This window comes from Streptomyces sp. NPDC028907, assembly GCF_055564995.1.
Genome location: NZ_JBVHVE010000001.1, coordinates 97418 through 117483 on the forward strand (window position 1 = coordinate 97418; position 20066 = coordinate 117483).

Consider the following 20066-nt stretch of genomic DNA (forward strand, 5'->3'; position numbering starts at 1 on the left):
CCTCATGGATGTGGAACTCCGCGAGGTGCACGACAGCGATCTGCCGGTCTTCTACCGGCAGATGAACGACCCGGAGGCCCTGCGCATGGCGGCCTTCACCCCCAAGGACCCGGCCGACCGGGACGCCTTCGACGAGCACTGGAAACGGATCCGGTCCTCGGCGGACGTCCTGCGCACGATCCTGGCCGACGGCGACGTCGTGGGCAGCACGGCCGTGTACGGGGAGCCGGGCGAGCGTGAGGTCACCTACTGGGTCGACCGCGCGTACTGGGGGCGCGGCATCGCGACTGCCGCCCTGCGCGGGCTGCTCACCGAGGTCCCCGAACGCCCGCTGTACGCGCGTGCGGCGGCGGACAACGAGGGCTCGCTGCGGGTGCTGCACAAGTGCGGGTTCCGGGTGACCGCGCGGGCGCGGGGGTTCGCCAACGCGCGGGGCGAGGAGATCGACGAGGTCGTGCTGCATCTGGAGGGGTGAGGGCTTCTCCCCCGTACGGCGGAGACGGATCATCGCCGTGCAGGAGGTGCCGACCGGCGTTCTCGCGGGAGCGTGGCCGTATGACGCAGACATTCGCTCACGCCCCGCAGACCGACCGCGCCGTCGGGCTCGGCAGGTCCCGTCGCGCCCTGCGGGCCGTCGCCATCGTCTCCTGCGTGCCGTATCTCTCGCTCAAGGCCGCCTGGATCGCGGGGGGTCGGATCGGCATCCCGGACGGCAGCTCCCTGCTGGAGCACCGGGCGACCATGGCCGTGGCCAACAGCGTCACCGTGCTCATGGACGCGGCCGTCATCGTGCTGGCGCTGGCGCTGACCCGGCCGTGGGGGCTGCGGGCACCCGCGTGGCTGCTCGGCCTCCCCGCCTGGGTGGCCACCGGGCTGCTCGCGCCGATCATGGCCGGGTTTCCGCTCCAGGTGCTGGTCGACGCGCTCGGCGGGTCCACGAACACCGCCGCGGCCGATGGTGAACCCTTCCTCGACGCGTGGGTCTTCGGGGTCGTCTACACCGGGTTCATCGTGCAGGGACTCACCCTGGGCGCACTGTTCGTGCTGTACGCCCGCGACCGCTGGGGCCGGTTGTGGGCAGGGCGGGTCTGGGAACTTCCGGTCGGCCTCATCGGTGCGGCCCAGCGTGCCGTCGCCGTCGCGGCGGCCGGCTGCGCGCTGCTGCCGCTGCTGACCCACCTGCTGTGGGCGTGCGGCGGCACCGCGGGGCTCGACGAGCGTCATGTCACCGGCCGTACCAGTGGCTTCTACGTCATGGAGGCCCTGTCCGTCGTCTTCCTCGCCATGGCCGTCGTCGGCGGCCTCCTGCTGGCGTTCCGGCGCGGCCGCACGCTGCCCGTCCGGGTGCCGCTCGGTCTCGCCTGGATCGGCTCGGCCGCCACGGTGTGCTGGGCGGCCTGGCTGTCGCTGGCCCCGCTCACCGACGTCGCCGACGGCCCGGCACCGCTGCTGAACCTCACCTACGCTGGTCAGATGATCGTCGGCATCCTCGTCGCCTGTCTCGGCGTGCACTTCCTCGCGGAGCGCGACGCGAGCCGGAAACCCCGTACGGCGTGAGCCGGTTCAGCGGGTCCAGCGAGTACGGCCGTTTCCTGTTCGGGCGGCGGGCGCGCCGGCGCTGGATCCATCTGGTCCTCGGCGGCGCGCTCGCCATGCCGTACGTGTTCGTCGGCCAGCTCGTCGTCGGCCCCGCCACCGACTCCAGGTACGTCTTCAGCGACCTGCCCCTGCAACTGCTCTCGTTCGCCGTCGGGTTGCCCCTGGCCGCGCTCACCGCCGCCTTCTTCCCGCTGACCCGGTCCCTCGAGGCGGGTGCGGTGCGGTCGCTGTGCGGGGTCGACGCGGGGCTGCTGGCGTACGGCCCGGCCCGGACGCGAGCGGCGAAGGGGCGGGCGGCGGCCTGGTTCACGCTGCATCTGGGGTTCGGCGGGATCATCTCGGGGATGTCGCTGGCGGTGCCGCCGTTCGCGGGCTTCCTCGCCGCGCTGCCGCTGATCGTCTGGGCGGGCGGCGCCGAGGCCGTCGAGCTGCCCGAGTCCCTGGACCGACCCTGGGTGTTGGCGTGTGCGCCGGTCGCGGGCGTGGCGACGCTGCTCGCGCTGGCCGGCTGCGCGGCCGTCGCCGGGGCGCTGCTCGCCCGCTGGGCGCCCGCGTTGCTCGGCCCCACGCCCGAGGACCGGCTCGCGGCGGCCGAGGCGCGCGCCGCCGACCTCGCGGTACGCAACCGGCTCGCGCGCGAGCTGCACGACTCCGTGGGCCACGCCCTGAGCGCGGTGACGCTCCAGGCGAGCGCGGCCCGGCGAGTCCTCGACACCGACCCGGAGTTCGTCCGTGCGGCCCTCGCCGCGATCGAGGACACGACCCGGCGCACGGTCGGCGAACTCGACGCCGTCCTGGGCGTGTTGCGGGACGGCGACGCTCCCGGAACGGCGCCCGCGCCCACCCTCGCCGCCGACCTGGCCGGCCTGCTGCGCCGCACCCGCGCGGCCGGACTGCGGGTCACCGCGAGTCTCGACGCCGCCCCCGAGGCCCTGCCGCCCGTCCTGTCCCGCGAGGCCTACCGCATCGTGCAGGAGGGGCTGAGCAACGCCCTCAAGCACGCCGGTGACCGGACCAGCGTGACCCTGCGGATCGGGGTCGCCGGCGAGCACTTGGAGATCACCGTCGAGAACCCCCTGGCCGACGCCCTGGCCGACGCCTCCCCTTGCCGCCCCGGCGGCGGTCACGGCCTGCGTGGCATCGCCGACCGGGCGCGCCTGCTGGGCGGGACCGCACGGGCCGGTGCCGCCGAGGGGACGTGGCGGCTGAACGTACGACTGCCCCTGAAGGGACCCGCATGACCGCCCGTCCGCCCGTCCGCGTCGTCCTCGCCGACGACGAGCGCATGGTGCGCACCGCTCTGCGCGCGATCCTCTCCGCCGAACCCGACCTGGAGGTGGTCGGCGAGGCGGCCACCGGGGCCGAGGCGGTGTCCGTGGTGCGGGAGCTGCGGCCCGACGTGGTCCTGATGGACGTCCGGATGCCCGACATCGACGGCATCCGGGCCACCGAGCAGATCCTCGCCACGCTCGACGAGCCGCCCCGCATCGTAGTCGTCACCACGTTCGAGAACGACTCCTACGTGTACGACGCGCTGCGCGCCGGAGCCGCCGGATTCCTGCTGAAGCGCGCGGACGCCGACGCGCTGGTGCAGGCCGTACGACTGGTCTCGCACACCGACACCCTGCTGTTCCCGGCGGCCGTGCGCACCCTGGCGGCCGAGCACGCACGCGCGTACCCGGCGCCGCCGGCCTGGGTGGCGCGGCTCACCTGCCGGGAGAGCGAGGTGCTGCGGCTCATGGCGCAGGGCCTGACCAACGCGGAGATCGCGCGGCGCATGGAGGTCGGTCCGGCCACCGTGAAGTCGCATGTGGCGGCGATCCTCGCGAAGACCGGCACCCGGGACCGTACGCAGGCGGTGATCGCCGCGTACGAGGCGGGCTTCATGAACGCCCGATGAGAAAACGGGGTGGAAGGGAACGTTCCGCCCCATCCTGATCGTCCCTCGGAGTGGGATGAACAAGACGATCAGGCGGGCGTCCGTCTTCACGCTGCTGCTGGTGTTGGCCCTGCTGGTCCGGGCGACATGGGTGCAGTTCTACGAAGGCCAGGCACTCGCGGACGACAAGGACAACCGGCGGAACACGATCGCGCTGTACAGCGAGCCGCTCGGCAACATCATCGTGGGCGGCGAGGCCATCACGGGCTCGGCGCCGATGAAGAGCGGCGACCTGGCGTACAAGCGGACGTACCAGGACGGCGAGCTGTACGCGGCGGTCACCGGGTACAGCTCGCAGGCGTACGGCGCGACCCAGCTGGAGGGCGTCTACCAGAAACTGCTCGACGGCAGCGACACCCGGCTGAAGAGCGTGATGGACACGGTCACCGGCAAGCGGGCCGACCCGGGCAATGTGATCACGACGATCGAGCCGGACGTCCAGAAGGCGGCGTACGACGCGCTCGGCGACAACAAGGGCGCCGCCGTCGCCATCGACCCGACCACCGGGAAGATCCTCGCGGTCGTCTCCACCCCGTCGTACGACCCGTCCCGGATCACCACGGGTGACGCGGACGCGTGGAAGCAGCTGACCAAGGATCCCGACAAGCCGATGACGAACCGCGCGCTGCGCCAGCCGCTGCCGCCGGGGTCGACGTTCAAGCTGGTCGTGGCGGCGGCCGCGCTGGAGGACGGGCTGTACTCGTCGGTGGACGAGAAGACGGACAGCCCGGACCCGTACCCGCTGCCGCAGTCGAGCGACAAGCTGGGGAACGAGAACCCGTCCGCGCCCTGCGAGAACGCCTCGATCCGGGTCGCCCTGCAGTACTCGTGCAACAACGTCTTCGGGAGCATGGCCGTCGCCCTGGGCCAGGACAAGGTCAGGGAGATGGCCGAGAAGTTCGGCTTCAACGACAAGGAGCAGGACGTGCCGGTGCGGGCGTACACGAGCGTGTACCCCTCCGACATGGACGAGGCGTCGACCGCCCTGAGCGGCATCGGCCAGTTCGACGTCACCGCCACCCCGCTCCAGATGGCCATGGTGTCGGCCGCCATAGCCAACGACGGCAAGCTGGTCTCGCCGCACATGGTGTCCCAGATCACCGACGGCGGCGGCGACGTCCTGGAGAACTACGACGACAACGCCGGCAGCAAGGAGATCGTCAGCTCCGACACCGCCGAGCAGCTCCAGTCGGCGATGCAGACGGTCGTCGAGAAGGGCACGGGCACGAACGCGCAGATCTCGGGCGCGACGGTCGGCGGCAAGACGGGCACGGCCCAGCACGGCGAGAACAACAGCAAGACGCCGTACGCCTGGTTCACGTCCTACGGGAAGGCCGACGGCAAGGAGGTCGCCGTGGCGGTGATCATCGAGCAGTCGGACGCGGAGCGCTCGGAGGTCAGCGGTAACGGGCTGGCCGCCCCCGTCGCCAAGAAGGTGATGGAGGCGGCGCTCAAGGGTTAGGGCCTGTCGTTTGGATCAGGCCCTGGGTGACCTACTTGACGCCCAGGATCTGTTCGATCGGGTTGATGGCGAAGTACACCAGGAAGAGCACCGAGGTCCCCCACAGCAGCCAGTGGATCTCCTTCGCCTTCCCGAGCACCACCTTGATCGCTACGTAGGCGACGAATCCCGCCCCGATGCCATTGGTTATCGAGTACGTGAACGGCATGACGGCGATGGTCAGGAACGCCGGGATGGCGATCTCGTACTTGTCCCAGTCGATGTGCTTGACCTGGGTCATCATCAGGAAGCCGACGGCGACCAGGGCGGGCGCGGCCGCCTGGAGGGGGACGATGGTGAGCAGTGGGGTGAGGAAGAGGGCCAGGGCGAAGAGGCCGCCGGTGACCAGGTTGGAGAAGCCGGTGCGCGCGCCCTCCCCGACGCCGGCCGCCGACTCGATGTAGGAGGTCGCCGAGGACGAGGAGGCCGCGCCGCCTGCGGCCGCCGCGGCGCCGTCGATCAGCAGCACCCGGCCGAGGTTCGGCACCTTGCCCTGTTCGTCGAGGAGTCCGGCCTCGGCGCTGATGCCGACGACCGTGCCCATGGTGTCGAAGAAGTCGGACAGGACCAGTGTGAAGACCAGTAGGACGACGGTGATGGCGGTGGTCTCGCCGAAGGCGCCGAACAGGCTGAAGTCGCCGACGAGTCCGAAGTCGGGGGTGTCGACGATCTTGTCGGGCCAGGCGGGTGTGGTCAGGCCCCAGGCCTTGATGTCGGCGACCGAGTTGATGATCATCGCCGCGACCGTCATCGTCACGATGCTGATGAGGATGGCGCCCTTCACCTTGCGGGCGAGCAGGGCGATCGTCAGCAGGACTCCGAGGCAGAACACGAGGATCGGCCAACCGGTGAGCTGGCCGGTGCCGCCCAGCTGAACCGGCACGGTGGTGTTCGCGGCGTCCGGGATGCGGGTGACGAAGCCGGCGTCCACGAAGCCGATGAAGGCGATGAACAGGCCGATGCCGACGCTGATCGCCTGCTTGAGCGGCTGCGGGATGGCGTGCATGACGGCCTCGCGCAGCCCGGTGAGCACGAGCACGCAGATCAGCAGGCCTTCGAGGACGACCAGCCCCATCGCGTCGTCCCACGCCATGAGCGGGGCGATCTGGAAGGCGACGACGGCGTTCAGGCCCAGCCCCGCGGCGAGCGCGAGCGGGAGGTTGCCCCCGACGCCCATGATGATCGTCATGACCGCGGCCACCAGGGCGGTGGCGGTGGTGAGTTGGACGGCGTCCAGTTGGTGGCCGAACTTGTCCTTCGCGCTGCCGAGGATGATGGGATTCAGGACAAGGATGTAGGCCATCGTGAAGAACGTGGCGAAGCCGCCGCGTATCTCACGGGCGAAGGTGGAGCCCCGAGCGGAGATCTTGAAGTACCGGTCGACGCTGTTCACGCCTGGCGGCGGGGCACTTGACCGGTCGGCCACCTTCTGGGATTCGGACATGACGGTTGCTCCTTGCTGCCTGACTTGATCGGTGTGCGGATGCTGGCTGGATTGTTCCCGCGTTGAACGCGGTTCAGGTTTTCTCCGTGTTACGGAATCAGCGCTGTTCACGTACGACGTACCACACGGTGTTCGAAGTCCCGTACGAACCGAGCTCTCGATCGCTGCTACAGTTCCGGGCCTCGACCGGATGATCGCGAATTGATCGCCGGACGACCACATTCGTCATCAGAACGACACTTCGCAGGCAGGAGGGGTCGCCCGTGGGCACGGTCGTCGACGACGCCGCCTCCGTGGAGTTCCATGCCTTCTTCGAGCGCCACTATGCCGAACTGTCGCGCCTGGCCCATCTGTTGACGGGCGAGGCGGACGCCGCCGACGATCTGGCGGCGGACGCGCTGCTCGCGCTGTGGCACCGCTGGGACCGGGTGCGCGCGGCCGACCATCCGGTGGCTTACGCGCGCGGCGTCGTCGCCAACATGGCCCGCACGAAGATCCGCAGCGCGGTCCGCGAGCGGCGGCGGGTGGCGCTGTTCTGGTCTCAGCGCGAGGAGAAGACCGAGAACCCGGACGTGGCGGGGGTCGTCGACGTCCAGGAGGCGTTGCGTAGACTTCCGTTCCGCAAACGCGCCTGTGTGGTGCTGCGGCATGCGTTCGACCTCTCCGAGAAGGACACCGCGCTCGCCCTGGGCATATCGGTCGGTACGGTGAAGAGCCAGACCTCGAAGGGGATGGCCGAACTGCAGCGGCTGCTCGGGACGCAGGGCGCTCCGCTCAAGGTGCATGCGGCGGCGATGGCTCGCACCGGGGACGCCGGAGGAAGGAACCGATGATGCGGCGGGACGTGCACGACGAACTGCGCGCCCGGCTGCACGAGGCGGCCGAGGGGCACGAGCCCGACCGCGAACGGATCCTGGCCCGGATCGAGCGCGGGATGGCGGACCCGTCCGGTCAGTCCCGCCGTGACCACCGCGCGACCCGTCCACCCGTGTACGGCTGGGTCCGGGTGGTGACCGCCACCGCCGCGGTCGCCGGTGTTCTCGCGGTCGGCGGTTACGCGGTGGCGTCCGCCGTGAAGGAGGACACCCCGCAGCAGACGGTGGCCACCTCGCCGACGCCCACCCCGTCCCCGGACGCCACGAGCCGCCCCCCGGCCCCGCCCGCCCCACCGGCGGACCCGACTTCCGAGAACACACCGGAGTCCCGCGAGACGACCGAGGCGCCGACCCGGCAGCCGGCCCCCACCACCGCGCCGCCCGCCGCTGAGGACGAGGAGGACGGCCCCCTGTGGTCGGACGGCTCGGTGGACCCGCACAGCAACGACTTCTGGGCGCAGAGCAACCTGACCCTGAAGACCAGCGAGCAACTCACCGCGCTGACCGTGCGGTTGCAGGTGGCGCAGACCGGCGGGGTCAACAACGCGGGCGCCTGGCGTTCACTGCCCGAGGACGACTTCACGCTGACGGTCGAGGAGAAGGACGGCTTCCTCGTCTACACCTGGGTGCTCAAGGAGGGCCGTACGGTCCGCGAGGGCGAGTGGGTGTTCGCCGGACAGTACGACCATGAGCGCGGCGGCCGGGACGCGCAGGACGACCGCTATGCGATGACGGCCACGGCGGGCGGCGACCAGCTGTCCGTGGCGGGCGGCTTCGCGGCGCACGACGACAACGATTCGGCGGCCGACGGGGATTCGTAGAGAAGTGCCCGCCGGACCGGCAACCCTTTCCGTACGCGTGGCGACCAGGAGACGCAAGGATCCCCCTCCACGCAAGGAACCGGTTCATGACAGCACAGACCGAACAGCGCGTCCGGCACCGCCGCAAGGCCACGAAGCGGCGGGCGCTGATCGCCGGAGTCTCCGCCCTCGGCATCACCGGCGCGGCCGTCTTCACCACCACGTCGTTACTGTCGTCGGCCGACGCGGCCGCGGCCTGGCCGACGCCCACCGACAGCAAGCCGGTGCCGAAGACGATCCCGGTGTCGGGCACCTACGACGGAAAGATGGCGAAGTTCTACGGCACCGGCGACCTGGGCGGCAGCGGCCAGGAGGAGGGCCAGGACCCGATCTTCGAGCTGGCCGACGGCGCGGTCCTCAAGAACGTCGTCATCGGCACCCCGGCCGCGGACGGTGTCCACTGCAAGGGCTCGTGCACCCTCCAGAACGTGTGGTGGCAGGACGTCGGCGAGGACGCCGCGACCTTCAAGGGCAAGTCGTCCTCGGCCGTGTACACGGTGTACGGCGGCGGCGCGCGGAACGCCGACGACAAGGTGCTCCAGTTCAACGGCGCCGGGAAGCTGGTCGTGACCAAGTTCCAGGTGCAGAACTTCGGCAAGCTGGTGCGCAGTTGCGGCAACTGCTCCACGCAGTACAAGCGGTCGATCATCATCAACGACGTGGACGTCACCGCGCCCGGCAACTCGATCGTCGGCGTCAACTCCAACTACGGCGACACGGCCGCGCTGCGCAAGATCCGCGTCCACGGCGACAACGGCAAGAAGATCAAGACCTGCACCCGCTTCGAGGGCAACAGCAGCGGCAAGGAGCCGAAGGAACTCGGCACCGGTCCGGATGGAACCGCTTGCAGGTTCTCGGCATCTGACATCACGTACCAGTGATCGAATCCCCAGGGACCTGCTGATCTGAGCCCCCCTCGGTCAGCAGTGGAACGCCCCCGCCGGTGACGACCGGCGGGGGCGTTCGCGCCCTGAAGGGGCGCGGGGCTGTTTCGATTTGCGGCTCCGCCGCGCGGGCGCGACCAGCCACGACGAGCCTGCGGCCCACAACCGGCCTTCAGGGGCGGTCACTTCATCGTCGAGCCGATCGCCGACGACCCTGTCGTCAGGAATGTCGTCGTCGGCAAGGCCCCGCTCGCCTGCCGGGAGGCATACGCGGTTCCCGCGTCCGTCGACCTGAGGGCCGGGGTCGGGACACCACCGTCCCAGTTGTTCGCCGCGCACACCGTGGACGCCCCGACCTTGGAAAGCCCCTTCTTGTTGCCCACCGCGAGGTTCCGGGCCAGCCGGGCCTTGCCGGTGGCGAAGTAGAACCCGGTCTCGGCGTTGGCGTAGGCGGTGTTGCGGTTCAGGACGATCGCGCCGGTGTTGGAGTTCTCGGTGAAGCCGTGCAGCGTGTTGTCCCAGGCCGCGTTGTTGTTGACGACGTGGCCCACCGAGGCGCCCCCGCCACCGAGCTTGAACCCGTTGCCGTTGCCCTCGAATGCCGAGTCGCCCCAGTGGTTCCTGCCGTTGCCGAAGGCCCAGGTGTGTTCGATGGTGACCGGGGAGGAGAACTGCCACAGGTCGAGGCCGTCGTCCGAGTTGTTGTACAGGCGCGCCCCGGTGATCCGGTTGCCCGTGCCGGAGCCGAACTTCACGGCGATCCCGTCGGCGTTCTGCCCGTGCCCGGCCGGATCGTAGTTGCCGTGGCTGTCGAGGTTCTGTACGAGGTTGTTCGAGGTGCCGTCACCGCGCAGCGTGAAGCCGGAGTCGCCGTTGTTCGCGGTGACGAGGTTCTTGAACACACCGCCCACGGACGACGTGGCGACGAAGCCCTGGGCCGGGGAGTTGACGAAGGTGAGGTTCTGGACGGTCCAGTAGTCGCCGTGGATGCCGGCCAGCCAGGACCCCGCGGGCAGCTTGGACCCGTCGATCCGCACCTTCTCGGCGCCGTACGCCCGCAGCGTGATCCGGGCCGAACTCGTGCCGTTCGCCGTGGACTTGAGGGTCGCCGACGGGGCGTACGTGCCGCCGCGGACCTGGATGGTCGTACCGGCGACCGCGTTCTTGACGGCCGACTCCAGCCCCACGGTGTCGGACACGGTGACCGTCGCGGAGGCGGCCTGGGCGCCGCCGTCGGAGAGACCGAGGTAGACGCCGCCCGCTCCGGAGGCGACGGCGATCGCCGCGGCGATGGAGAGCGTACGGGTCCTGCGGTGACGGCCGGTGCTCGGGCGCACGGATGGTTCCTTTCCTGGGGCAACGGGGACGAAGCGGGCCGGAGGGGCCGCCCCGGCCCGCTTCTGCCCTCCGGTCGCCGCCGCGCCGGGGAAGGTTGCCGCACCTCACCGAAAGCAAGCGAAACTTTCGTCGGCTCTCATCGCCCACTCACCGATTGACGTGCTGTTTCCCACTGGTGAGACTCCGAAGGCGCACACGACCCAACAGGAACCCCCACACCCACACAGGAGTGACATGCGCCCACGAATCCTCCTAGTCGCCTGTCTCTCGCTGCTTGTCGCCCTCCTCACCGCCCCCTCCAGTACCGCCGGTACCGCGAATTCCGGAGCACCACCCGTGAAGAAATCCAAGTACGCCGGTTACCTCTTCGCCTACTTCACCGGCGAGGGCACCGCCGACGGCGAGCAGATCCGCTACGCCCTCAGTCGCGGCAACGACGCGCTGCACTGGCGCGAGCTGAACGCCGGGAAGCCGGTCCTGACCTCCACCATCGGTGAGAAGGGCCTGCGCGACCCGTTCGTGATCCGCTCCCCCGAGGGCGACAAGTTCTACATGATCGCCACCGATCTGCGGATGTACCAGAACAGCAGCGGCAGCTGGGACCAGGTCCAGCGGCACGGCAGCAAGTCGATCATGGTCTGGGAGTCCACCGACCTGGTCCACTGGACCGACCAGCGCCTGGTCAAGGTCTCCCCCGACAACGCGGGCAACACCTGGGCGCCGGAGGCCTACTGGGACGACAGCCTCGGTGAGTTCGTCGTCTTCTGGGCGTCGAAGCTGTACGCCGACGACGACCCCGACCACACCGGATCGACGTACAACAAGATGCTGTACGCGACCACGAAGGACTTCCGCACCTTCAGCGCGCCGAAGGTCTGGGACGACCCCGGCTACTCGGTCATCGACTCCACCGTGGTCAAGCACGACGGCACGTACTACCGCTACACCAAGGACGAGCGCGACCCGTCCTCCAGCTCGCCCTGCTCGAAGTTCATCACCGCCGAGAAGTCGACGACGCTGACCTCGACGAAGTACGACTTCGTGGCCGACTGCATCGGCAGCGGCGCGATGGAGCGCGGCGAGGGTCCGACGGTGTTCAAGTCGAACACCGAGGAGAAGTGGTACCTGTTCGTCGACGAGTACGGCGGCCGCGGCTACGTCCCGTTCGAGACCACCGACCTCGACTCGGGCAAGTGGACCCCCTCGCGGAACTACCAGCTGCCCGCGAGCCCCCGGCACGGCACGGTGATCCCGGTGACACAGGCCGAGTACGACCGGCTGCTGGCCGCGTACCCGGCGAGCCCCGCCGCGGTCGTGGACGCGACGGCGAAGGACCAGAAGGGGTACGCGATCGTCACGGACAGCGCCGCGAAGGTCGTGCTCCCGATGCGGCCGGACGCGGACCTGTCCCGGCTCGCCCCGAAGCTGTGGCTCGGCGAGGGCGCCTCGGTCAGCCCCCGCTCCGGCACCCGGCGCGACTTCCGCAAGCCGCAGAAGTACACGGTGACCGCAGCGGACGGCACGAAGCGCACCTGGACGGTGGAGGCGGTCCGCACCGACAGCCCCACGCTGCCGGGCCTCAACGCCGACCCCGATGTGCACTATCTGAACGGCGAGTACTGGATCTACCCGACGACCGACGGCTTCCAGGGCTGGAGCGGGACCCGGTTCAAGGCGTACTCCTCCAAGGACCTGGTCCACTGGAAGGACCACGGCGTCATCCTGGACCTCGGTCCGGACGTGAGCTGGGCCGACAAATACGCCTGGGCGCCCGCGATAGCCGAGCGCGACGGCAAGTACTACTTCTACTTCTGCGCCGAGCAGCAGATCGGCGTGGCGGTGGCCGACTCCCCGGCCGGCCCGTTCAAGGACGCGCTGGGCAGACCGCTGGTCGCCAAGGGCGGTGCGCTGAAGGGCCAGATGATCGACCCGGCCGTCTTCACGGACGACGACGGCACGTCGTATCTGTATTGGGGCAACGGGCACGGGTACGTGGTCCCGCTGAACGACGACATGGTGTCGTACGACGCCTCGAAGGTCCGGGACATCACCCCGGACAACTTCCGCGAGGGCTCCTTCGTGATCAAGCGCAAGGGCGTCTACTACTTCATGTGGTCGGAGGACGACACCCGTAGCGAGAACTACCACGTCGCCTACGCGACGGGACCGTCCCCGCTCGGCCCGTGGACCAAGAAGGGGACGATCCTGTCCAAGCGTCCCGAGTACGGCATCCTCGGCACGGGCCACCACTCCGTGGTGAACACCCCCGGCACCGACGACTGGTACGCCGTCTACCACCGGTTCGCCCTGAACGGCCCCGGGAAGCCCGGCGGTGACGGCATGCACCGGGAGACGACCGTCGACCGCCTGAGGTTCGCGGCCGACGGCACGATCGAGCCGGTGGTGCCGACGCTGGAGGGCGTCAGGCCCGTAAGGCGCTAGCTCAGTCCATCGTCGCGCCGATGGTGGTGCTGCCCGTGGTCAGGAACGTGGTCACGGGCAGCGTGCCGCTGGAACTGCGGGCGTTGTAGGTGCTCGACGCGTCCGTGGACCTGAACGCCGGAGTCGATATCCCGGAGTCCCAGTTGTTGCCGGCCGAGACCACCGAGGAGCCCTTGTTCACCTGCCCGCCGCCGTTGCCGACGGCCAGGTTCCTGCCGAGGCGGGCGGCGCCGGTGGCGAAGTAGTAGCCCCACTTGGCGTTGGCGTAGGCGGTGGTGCGGTTGATGACGATCGCGCCCTTGTTGCTGTTCTCGGTGAAGCCGTTGCCGGCGTTGTCCCAGGCGGCCGAGTTGTTGACGACGTGGGCCACGGTCTCGCCGTCGCCGCCCAGCTTGTAGCCGTTGCCGTCCCCCGCGAAGGCCGAGTCGGACCAGCGGTTCCTGCCGTTGCCCATGGCCCAGGTGTGCTCGACGGTGACCGGCGAGGAGAAGGACCAGAAGTCCAGACCGTCGTCCGAGTTGTTGTACAGGCGGGCCCCAGTGATCAGGTTGCCGGAGCCGGAGCCGAACTTCACGGCGATGCCGTCGGCGTTCTCACCGTGGTTGGCGGCGTCGTAGTGGCCGTAGGAGTCGATGTTCCGGACGATGTTGTTGACCGTCCCGTCGCCGGTGAGCGTGAAGCCCGAGTCGCCGCCGTTGATGGTCTTGATGTTGTTCCAGTTGGTGCCGGTGCAGGACTGGCAGACGACCGCGCTGTCCGGGGAGTTCTGGAAGGTGATGTTGGAGACCTTCCAGTAGTCGGCGGTGAGCTTGAGGATCCAGGAGCCGGAGGGCAGCGACGACCCGTCGATCTTGACGGTCTCCGAGCCGTACGCGGTGAGCGTGACCGGCGACGACGAGGTGCCGTTCGCCGTGGACTGGAGGGTCGCCGTCGGGTAGTAGGTGCCGCCGCGGACCTGGATGACCGTGCCGGCGGTGGCGTTCTTGATGGCGTTCGCAAGGTCGGTGGAGTTGCTGACCACCACGGTGGCGGCCTGCGCCTGGGTCGGGAGGACGGCCAGGCCGGCGCCCAGGGTGAGGGCCGCCAGGGTGGCGAGAGCGGTGCGACGAGACATGGAGAGCGGGTCCTTCCTCGTGCGGGGTGGGGGACGGTGCACAGGAGGGGGTTCACAGGACGGTGTCGAGCCAGGTGAGGACCTCTTCCTGCATGCGGTCGACGAAGACATGGCCGAGGTCGGGCCAGGTCTTCAGGTGCAACCGCTCCTCGGCGTGGCGCGAGCGCCAGACGGCGCGCAGCTTGTCGTGGGCCACGCGGACGCCGTCGGCGGGGAACAGCGGGTCGAGCCCGCCGTCGAAGAACAGCATCGGCCTGGGTGCGGCGATGCTCGCCACGTCGGGGAAGTCGAGGAACCGGGGGAGCCCCGGGTGGAGCATGTAGTACGACGACTGCCCGCGCAGCGTGTTGTTGCCGGGCACCATCATCTCCTTCAGGCCGGTCATCCAGCAGACGGCGGCCGTGGCCGCGATGGCGTCGGTGAGCGCGGCGGTCTGCCAGGCGCGGTAGGCGCCCATGGAGAACCCGAGGACCGCGACGCGGTGTGCGTCCACGCGGTCCAGGCCCGCCAGGAAGTCGGCGGCTCGGGCGTCCTCGCGGGCCATGAGTCCGGCGAGTGAGGAGCCGAGGTTGTAGAAGTTGGAGGCGAGGGCCTGCTGTTGGTCGTAGGTGAGCGGACCCCGGTCGCCCCAGCCGAGCGCGTCCGCGCACAGGACGACGTAGCCGCGCCGGGCGAGCTCGTCGCCGACGAAACGGCCGCTGAAGTACTTGTCCGCCCAGGTCTGCGCGGAGGCGAGCCGGGTGTCGTCGTACCAGGGCCGGACCTGCTTCTCCTTGCCGATGTCGAACTTGGCCCCGTGGTCGTGCAGCAACAGCACGGCGGGGAACGGTCCGGGTCCGTCCGGGGTGAGCAGGGCGGCTCGGACGCGTTCGTGGCGGGTGAGGGAGAGGGTGACCAACTCCCTTGTGCAGCCGCCTCCTTGGACCGCATCGGTGAACTCGGGCGCGTACGCCGTCCCGTCCTCGCGGTCGACGAGGAGGTGCTCCTCGACCTTGGCGCGGGCCGCGCGCCGCCAGGTCCCAAAGTCGCGGACCGGTGAAGTCCCCCAGGCGAGCGGGAAGTTCAGCCGGTCCTTGAGCGCCTGATGGAAGTCGGGCAGCGGGCCGTCCACCACCCCGGCCTCCGCGGGGCTCACCGCTCCCCCGGCCAGTACGGCCGCTCCGGCGCCCAGCACGAACGCCCTTCGCCCGAGGGCGTCATGGGCGACCATGCCGCCTCCCGGTGCCTGCGTGCGTCAGGACGTGGTGCTCGACCGCCGCGGCGGAGGTGAGCGGCCGGTAGTCGTAGACGTCGGCCGGGTCCCAGCCCACGTCGCCGGTCAGGCCGAGACCGGTGGCCACCGTGTTGAGTCGGGCCGGTCGGCCGTCGATCCAGGAACCGGTGTCGTGGAAGTGCTCACCTCCGTAGGCGGCGAGGATCGCGTCGTACCGGAAGACGTTGCGCTCGGAGTAGAGCGCCGACTCGACGCCGACGCCGAGGGCGTAGAGGGGGGTCCGGCCCCGGGACGCGTACACGTTGTTGACGACGTGCACCTGCCCGAAGCGGACGCGGGGCCCGCGCTGGACGATGCCGTCGAACAGGTTCCGGACGAACGTCACCTTCAGATGCCCCCGGTCCCGGTCGCCGCGCCCGTCACCGGAGCCGACGAGGATCGCCTTGTCGTGGTCCTCGAAACGGCTGTCGGAGACGGTGACGAAGTCGGAGCCGTCCTCGATGTCCAGCAGCCCGTCGTGGCGCTGGACGCGTCCGCCGTGGAAGCCGAGGGGGGCGGTGCGGTCCGGGTAGCGGCCGTCGGTGAAGGTGCAGTGGTCGATCCAGAGGTTCCTGCCGGTGATCACGGTCAGGGCGTCGAAGCGGGCGTTCCAGCCATCACCGGGACTCCAGCTCGTGAAGTGATCGACGGGTGCTTCCAGTTGCAGGTTCCTGACCACGATGTTCGTGCCGGTGTTGACGGTCAGGAAGACCCCCAGGAGCCGGGCGTCGTCACCCATACCCACCAAGGTGGTGTTGCTCGGCACGGTCAGCTGGATCTGCGCCTTCTCCTTGTTCGACCCGGTCTGCCGGAGCCGGCGCTGCTGCTGGCAGTAGTCGTAGCGGGTGTCGGACCACTCGGCACCGTCCTGGCCGAAGCAGGACATGTACTTCGCCAGGTCGTACCCGGGCGCGTAGTCCTGCTCTCCGAGCAGCGAACCGTCATCGCTCTCGTGCCCGTTGATGTCGCCGACGACGCGGATCACCTTGGGCGCGGTCGGGTCGCCGTCGCCCGCGAGGGCCTCCTTGAGTTCGGCGCGGGTGTGCACCGTCCGGGTCGTGCCGCCCGCGCCGCCGGTGGTGCCGGCGCCCCAGCCGACAGGGCCGCGCTCGGCGGCGGAGGCCGGCGCTGCGGCCAAGGTCAGGCAGGCGCACGCGAGGAGGGCGGCGGCTCTACGCATGGGGCCGCCAGCCACGCAGATAGGTCCCCTTGGTATGCACCTCCGCCTCGGCAGGCGTCAGCTGAGGCCGGTTCTCCGGAACCGTGATCACCGCTCCCGGGCCCGTGTTGCGGTACTCCCTCAAGCGCATGGTCTGCCAGGGATACGCCTCCCGCATGTTGGTGTAAGGCACGACCGCGTCGATGCCGGGTCCGATCCGGGTGTCCCGCACGACGAGCGACGGCCACGCGGTCGTCTCGTACGACGGCACCCACGGCCGCGCCAGCTTGTACGCCCCGTCCTCGGCACCGGAGGTGATGCGGGAGCGGACGGCGAGGATGCCGTACGGGTTGGCGCGGGCGGTGGACGGGGCGAAGACCATGCCCTTGGGGGTGAAGTCGACGTCCCGCTGGAGGGTGTGGAAGTGGCAGTCCTCGAAGACGGCGGTGGCCCGGCCGAAGACGAAGTCGACGTCGCCCTCGATGTAGCAGTGGTGGAAGTACTGCCGGTCGAAGGCGTCGAGCGCGGTCGTGTCGACGAAGAGGGTGTCCTGGTGGGCGAGGAAGCGGACGTTCTCGAAGTGGGTCCGGTCGCCGGTGACGTACGCGGCGACGGCCTGGGTCCCGGTGATGTCCGGGTGGTCGGCACGCAGCCAGTCGTTGGCCAGGGTGAGGTCGCGGACGGTGAGTCCGGGGGCTCCCGAGCTGAAGGTGGCGGAGCCCGCGGTGCCGTGGGTGCCTGAGCCGTCGGGCTTGGGGGTGCCGTTGGCGTTGTCAAAGACGATGACGGCGTCACGCGGGTCGCGGGAGGCGCCGCGCAGCGTCAACTCACCGGCACAGACAGGAACTTGGACGACCTCGCGATACGTCCCCGGGTGCACGACGATCGTCCAGCCGGGCCCGTCCACCGCGTCCAGGGCAGCCTGGACGGAGTCGCCGGGGCGGACGTGCAGGACACGGCGGCCGATGTGCGGTGTCCCGGCGAAGGCGGGACGGCTGCCCACGGCGACCAGCCCTGCCGTGACGCCGGCGAGGAGGGTGCGTCTGCGCAGCATGTCAGCACACCTCCCGCCATGGCCGCCAGTCACCGAGGTAGGCCTCCCGGGTCGCCGACTCCGCCTGCTCGCGGGTGAGTTGGGGCCGGTTCTCGGGGACGGTGATCGCGGCGCCGGGCCCGCTGTTGCGGTACTCGGCGAAGCGCTGGTTCTGCCAGGGGTCGGTGTCGCGCATGTTGGCGTAGGGCGCGACCGCGTCGATGCCGGGGCCCAGCCAGGTCTCCCGGACGGTGAGCATCGGGCGGGCGGTGGTGCTGGAGCTGGGCACCCAGGGGCGGGCCACCTTGTAGTAGGCGTCGGGAGCCTCGCTGGTCACCCGGCCGCGCAGGACCAGGTAGCCGTGCGGGTTGGCCCGTTCCGTCGAGGGGGCGAAGACGAAGCCGAACGGGGCCGAGGACGCGTCCGTGCGGTTGAGCGTGCGGAAGTGGCAGTGCTCGTAGACGGCCGTGGCCCGGCCGAAGACGAAGTCGACGTCGCCTTCGACGTAGCAGTGGGAGAAGTACTGGCGGGCGAAGAGGTCGGCGGAGTTGGAGTCGGCGTACAGGGTGTCCTGGTGGCCGAGGAAGCGGCAGTGGTGGAAGGCGGAGCGGTCGCCCTGCACCTTGATGGCGACGGCCTGAGTGCCGCTGATCTCGGGGTGCTCCTCGCGCAGGAAGTCGTTGGCGAAGGTGATCCGCTGGGCGGTGAAGCCGTCGCCGCGGACGGTGGTGGTGGCCGAGCCGGTGGTGCCGTGGGTGCCGGAGCCGTCGGGTTTGGGGGTGCCGTTGGCGTTGTCGTAGACGATGACGACGTCGCGTGGGTCGTCGCCGGCGCCGAGCCAGGTCATCTCCGTACGGGTGCGGTCGACGGCGACCGTCTCCCGGTATGTCCCCGGGGCGATGACCAGCGTCCAGCCGCTGCCGGTGGCGGCGGTCACGGCGGCCTGGACGGAGGTGTGGTCGCCCCGGCCGGCGGCGTCGACGTAGAGGGCCCGCGGGGTCAGGCGGGCGGCCGGGGAACCGTAGCGGCCGAAGGGGCGGCGTGGCCGGGCGGCGGCCTGTGCGGGGCCGGAGGCGAGGGTGAGCGCGGCGCACGCTGCGGCGCCCGCGACGAGGAAGGCCCTGCGGGAGAGGGGACGGTGGGATTGCGAGAGCATGCGGCGGCTCCTTCGCGGTGCGGCAGGTGCGGCAGGTGCGGCAGGTGCGAGGTGAGGGGTGCCCAGGTCAGGGAGGGTTCTGGGGGCCGGGCCGGGGCGCACCTCGTGGTGTGCGCGCAGGCCCGGCCCGTTCTCGGAGGGCGTCAGCAGATGCGTCCGGCGCCCGCGCGGTGGTCGACGATCCCGGGGACCGCCTTGGGCGGGTCGACCTTGGTGCGCAGGGTCGGCGTCCACCCGGCGCCCGACTGGAGGGTCTCCTCGGGGATCTCCGCGTTGTGGACGGCGATCAGGTCGACGCGCTTGCCGTTGACGTAGTTGTCGGTGGCGGTGAGCGGCGAGTCGATCCACCTCTTGAGGACCTTCGCCGGGCTGGTCCCGGCCGGCAGTGTGAAGGCGTTGTGCTCGGCGACGAGCTGGGACTCCTTGCCGATGCCGTAGCTGTACACGTAGTTCTGGCCGACCACGAAGTGGTTGTTGTACGAGTCGACCTGCCCGAAGCGGACGCGCGGCGCGCGCTCGAGGACGTTGCGGAACTGGTTGTGGTGGAGCGTCACCTTGAGCTTGCCCCGGTCGATGACGGCCGTCGACTCGCTGTCGCTGTTGCCGATCATGAGCGTCTTGTCGTGGTCGGCGAAGACGTTCCAGGAGGCGGTGACGTAGTTGGATCCCTTGATGATGTCCAGCTGACCGTCGTGCTGCTGGAACACGGTGCCGAAGTACGTCGGTGCCTCGCTGTCGGGGTGGCTGCCGTCAGTGAAGGTGTTGTGGTCCAGCCAGACATGGGTGGAGCCGTTGACGACGGCGGTGTCGTACTCGGAGTTCCAGGCGCCTGTGTCGGTGTCCGTCGGATCCCACTGCGGGAAGCAGTCCAGGGGGCTCTCGAAGGTGAGGTTGCGGATGATGACGTTGTCGACGCCCTGGATCTGGAGGCTGGCTCCCTTGAAGCCCGCGTTCCTGCCGACCCCGATGATGGTGGTGTTGGCGGGCACCTTGGCCTTGATGACCTCGTCCTGGTTGTCGGAGGAAAGGCGCCGCAGTCCCTCGGGGCTGTCAGCGGGTTCGTCGCTCAGGTCCTTGTCCATGCCCCAGGTCTCGGGGGCGTACTTCTTCAGGTAGGCGTCGAAGTCGTAGCCGGGGGCGGCGAAGGCGTCGCACCCTTCCGAGACGGCGTCGATCACGCCCTTGACCTTGATGATCCTGGGTGCGCTGCCGCCGTCCTTGAGGGCGGCCTTGAACTGCGCCCACGTCGTCACGGTGTAGACGTGCGCGGCGTCGGCGGCCGAGCCTCCGGTCGTGCCGGTCCCCTCCGACCCCCACCCGTCGTTGGCGGCGAGCACCTGACGTCCGAGGTCCCGGGGCGCCGCCTGGGCGCTGGTACTGGTGACTCCGAGGACGAGGGCGGTGCAGCCGATCAGGGAAGCCACTCTGCGGGCCACTATGGCATGCCCATGCCATACCTGTGCGTTCATT

General features: G+C 70.0%; 17 protein-coding genes. 9 read left to right on the forward strand and 8 right to left on the reverse strand.

Annotation, left to right across the window (positions count from 1 at the left end; genetic code table 11):
- Positions 1-4: 4 nt before the first annotated feature.
- The 5 genes from ACZ4UU_RS00495 (at position 5) to ACZ4UU_RS00515 (ending at position 5000) form a co-directional block, all read left to right on the forward strand.
- Positions 5-475 (forward strand): GNAT family N-acetyltransferase, encoded by a 471-nt coding sequence (locus ACZ4UU_RS00495; protein ID WP_468035569.1) that lies wholly within the window; start codon positions 5-7, stop codon positions 473-475.
- Between the two features lie 80 nt (positions 476-555).
- The gene (locus ACZ4UU_RS00500; RefSeq protein WP_468035571.1) at positions 556-1557 is read left to right on the forward strand and encodes a hypothetical protein; all 1002 of its coding nucleotides are present in this window, start codon (positions 556-558) and stop codon (positions 1555-1557) included.
- The gene (locus tag ACZ4UU_RS00505) at positions 1554-2840 is read left to right on the forward strand and encodes a sensor histidine kinase (protein ID WP_468035573.1); all 1287 of its coding nucleotides are present in this window, start codon (positions 1554-1556) and stop codon (positions 2838-2840) included. Before ACZ4UU_RS00500 ends, ACZ4UU_RS00505 begins: the two co-directional genes overlap by 4 nt.
- A complete protein-coding gene (locus ACZ4UU_RS00510; RefSeq protein ID WP_468035575.1) occupies positions 2837-3499 on the forward strand; it encodes a response regulator transcription factor in 663 nt (220 codons plus the stop codon). Before ACZ4UU_RS00505 ends, ACZ4UU_RS00510 begins: the two co-directional genes overlap by 4 nt.
- Before the next feature lie 55 nt (positions 3500-3554).
- Positions 3555-5000, forward strand: a complete 1446-nt coding sequence (locus ACZ4UU_RS00515; protein ID WP_468035577.1) for a peptidoglycan D,D-transpeptidase FtsI family protein — start codon at positions 3555-3557, stop codon at positions 4998-5000.
- A gap of 31 nt (positions 5001-5031) precedes the next feature.
- On the opposite strand, the gene ACZ4UU_RS00520 is transcribed toward ACZ4UU_RS00515, so the two are convergent.
- A complete protein-coding gene (locus ACZ4UU_RS00520; protein WP_468035579.1) occupies positions 5032-6483 on the reverse strand; it encodes an NCS2 family permease in 1452 nt (483 codons plus the stop codon).
- A gap of 263 nt (positions 6484-6746) precedes the next feature.
- Between ACZ4UU_RS00520 and ACZ4UU_RS00525 the strand changes: the two genes are divergently transcribed.
- The 3 genes from ACZ4UU_RS00525 (at position 6747) to ACZ4UU_RS00535 (ending at position 9099) form a co-directional block, all read left to right on the forward strand.
- The gene (locus ACZ4UU_RS00525) at positions 6747-7316 is read left to right on the forward strand and encodes a SigE family RNA polymerase sigma factor (RefSeq protein WP_468035581.1); all 570 of its coding nucleotides are present in this window, start codon (positions 6747-6749) and stop codon (positions 7314-7316) included.
- Positions 7313-8179 (forward strand): anti-sigma factor, encoded by an 867-nt coding sequence (locus ACZ4UU_RS00530; protein ID WP_468035582.1) that lies wholly within the window; start codon positions 7313-7315, stop codon positions 8177-8179. The genes ACZ4UU_RS00525 and ACZ4UU_RS00530 overlap by 4 nt, the downstream gene beginning before the upstream one ends.
- An 86-nt stretch (positions 8180-8265) precedes the next feature.
- Positions 8266-9099 (forward strand): pectate lyase, encoded by an 834-nt coding sequence (locus ACZ4UU_RS00535; protein WP_468035584.1) that lies wholly within the window; start codon positions 8266-8268, stop codon positions 9097-9099.
- 185 nt (positions 9100-9284) lie between these two features.
- On the opposite strand, the gene ACZ4UU_RS00540 is transcribed toward ACZ4UU_RS00535, so the two are convergent.
- On the reverse strand, positions 9285-10439 hold the full coding sequence (locus tag ACZ4UU_RS00540) for a right-handed parallel beta-helix repeat-containing protein (protein ID WP_468035585.1): 1155 nt from the start codon (positions 10437-10439) through the stop codon (positions 9285-9287).
- Positions 10440-10674: 235 nt separating this feature from the next.
- On the opposite strand from ACZ4UU_RS00540, the gene ACZ4UU_RS00545 reads away from it, so the two are divergent.
- Positions 10675-12882 carry a glycoside hydrolase family 43 protein gene (locus ACZ4UU_RS00545; RefSeq protein ID WP_468035587.1) on the forward strand — a complete coding sequence of 736 codons (2208 nt, stop codon included), beginning with the start codon at positions 10675-10677 and terminating at the stop codon, positions 12880-12882.
- A gap of 1 nt (position 12883) precedes the next feature.
- Here the strand turns inward: ACZ4UU_RS00545 and ACZ4UU_RS00550 are convergent, their stop codons facing one another.
- The 6 genes from ACZ4UU_RS00550 to ACZ4UU_RS00575 all read right to left on the reverse strand — a co-directional run bounded on the left by ACZ4UU_RS00550 (position 12884) and on the right by ACZ4UU_RS00575 (position 20065).
- On the reverse strand, positions 12884-13996 hold the full coding sequence (locus ACZ4UU_RS00550) for a right-handed parallel beta-helix repeat-containing protein (RefSeq protein WP_468035589.1): 1113 nt from the start codon (positions 13994-13996) through the stop codon (positions 12884-12886).
- A 52-nt stretch (positions 13997-14048) separates the two neighbouring features.
- Entirely contained in the window at positions 14049-15206 is a 1158-nt protein-coding gene (locus tag ACZ4UU_RS00555) for a dienelactone hydrolase family protein (RefSeq protein ID WP_468035591.1), read from the reverse strand.
- Positions 15193-16428 carry a pectate lyase family protein gene (locus ACZ4UU_RS00560; protein ID WP_468035593.1) on the reverse strand — a complete coding sequence of 412 codons (1236 nt, stop codon included), beginning with the start codon at positions 16426-16428 and terminating at the stop codon, positions 15193-15195. The genes ACZ4UU_RS00555 and ACZ4UU_RS00560 overlap by 14 nt, the downstream gene beginning before the upstream one ends.
- A complete protein-coding gene (locus tag ACZ4UU_RS00565; RefSeq protein ID WP_468036385.1) occupies positions 16421-17458 on the reverse strand; it encodes a pectinesterase family protein in 1038 nt (345 codons plus the stop codon). The genes ACZ4UU_RS00560 and ACZ4UU_RS00565 overlap by 8 nt, the downstream gene beginning before the upstream one ends.
- A gap of 4 nt (positions 17459-17462) precedes the next feature.
- Positions 17463-18596 (reverse strand): pectinesterase family protein, encoded by a 1134-nt coding sequence (locus tag ACZ4UU_RS00570; RefSeq protein ID WP_468035595.1) that lies wholly within the window; start codon positions 18594-18596, stop codon positions 17463-17465.
- 143 nt (positions 18597-18739) lie between these two features.
- The gene (locus ACZ4UU_RS00575) at positions 18740-20065 is read right to left on the reverse strand and encodes a pectate lyase family protein (protein ID WP_468035597.1); all 1326 of its coding nucleotides are present in this window, start codon (positions 20063-20065) and stop codon (positions 18740-18742) included.
- Between the last annotated feature and the right edge of the window lies 1 nt (position 20066).

Excerpts from the sequence above, each read along its gene's own strand:
- ACZ4UU_RS00495 (WP_468035569.1), top strand. The coding sequence starts at position 5 with ATGGATGTGGAACTCCGCGAGGTGCACGACAGCGATCTGCCGGTCTTC.
- ACZ4UU_RS00500 (WP_468035571.1), top strand. The coding sequence starts at position 556 with ATGACGCAGACATTCGCTCACGCCCCGCAGACCGACCGCGCCGTCGGG.
- ACZ4UU_RS00510 (WP_468035575.1), top strand. The coding sequence starts at position 2,837 with ATGACCGCCCGTCCGCCCGTCCGCGTCGTCCTCGCCGACGACGAGCGC.
- ACZ4UU_RS00515 (WP_468035577.1), top strand. The coding sequence starts at position 3,555 with ATGAACAAGACGATCAGGCGGGCGTCCGTCTTCACGCTGCTGCTGGTG.
- ACZ4UU_RS00520 (WP_468035579.1), bottom strand. The coding sequence starts at position 6,483 with ATGTCCGAATCCCAGAAGGTGGCCGACCGGTCAAGTGCCCCGCCGCCA.
- ACZ4UU_RS00530 (WP_468035582.1), top strand. The coding sequence starts at position 7,313 with ATGATGCGGCGGGACGTGCACGACGAACTGCGCGCCCGGCTGCACGAG.
- ACZ4UU_RS00535 (WP_468035584.1), top strand. The coding sequence starts at position 8,266 with ATGACAGCACAGACCGAACAGCGCGTCCGGCACCGCCGCAAGGCCACG.
- ACZ4UU_RS00545 (WP_468035587.1), top strand. The coding sequence starts at position 10,675 with ATGCGCCCACGAATCCTCCTAGTCGCCTGTCTCTCGCTGCTTGTCGCC.
- ACZ4UU_RS00550 (WP_468035589.1), bottom strand. The coding sequence starts at position 13,996 with ATGTCTCGTCGCACCGCTCTCGCCACCCTGGCGGCCCTCACCCTGGGC.
- ACZ4UU_RS00555 (WP_468035591.1), bottom strand. The coding sequence starts at position 15,206 with ATGGTCGCCCATGACGCCCTCGGGCGAAGGGCGTTCGTGCTGGGCGCC.
- ACZ4UU_RS00560 (WP_468035593.1), bottom strand. The coding sequence starts at position 16,428 with ATGCGTAGAGCCGCCGCCCTCCTCGCGTGCGCCTGCCTGACCTTGGCC.
- ACZ4UU_RS00570 (WP_468035595.1), bottom strand. The coding sequence starts at position 18,596 with ATGCTCTCGCAATCCCACCGTCCCCTCTCCCGCAGGGCCTTCCTCGTC.
- ACZ4UU_RS00575 (WP_468035597.1), bottom strand. The coding sequence starts at position 20,065 with ATGAACGCACAGGTATGGCATGGGCATGCCATAGTGGCCCGCAGAGTG.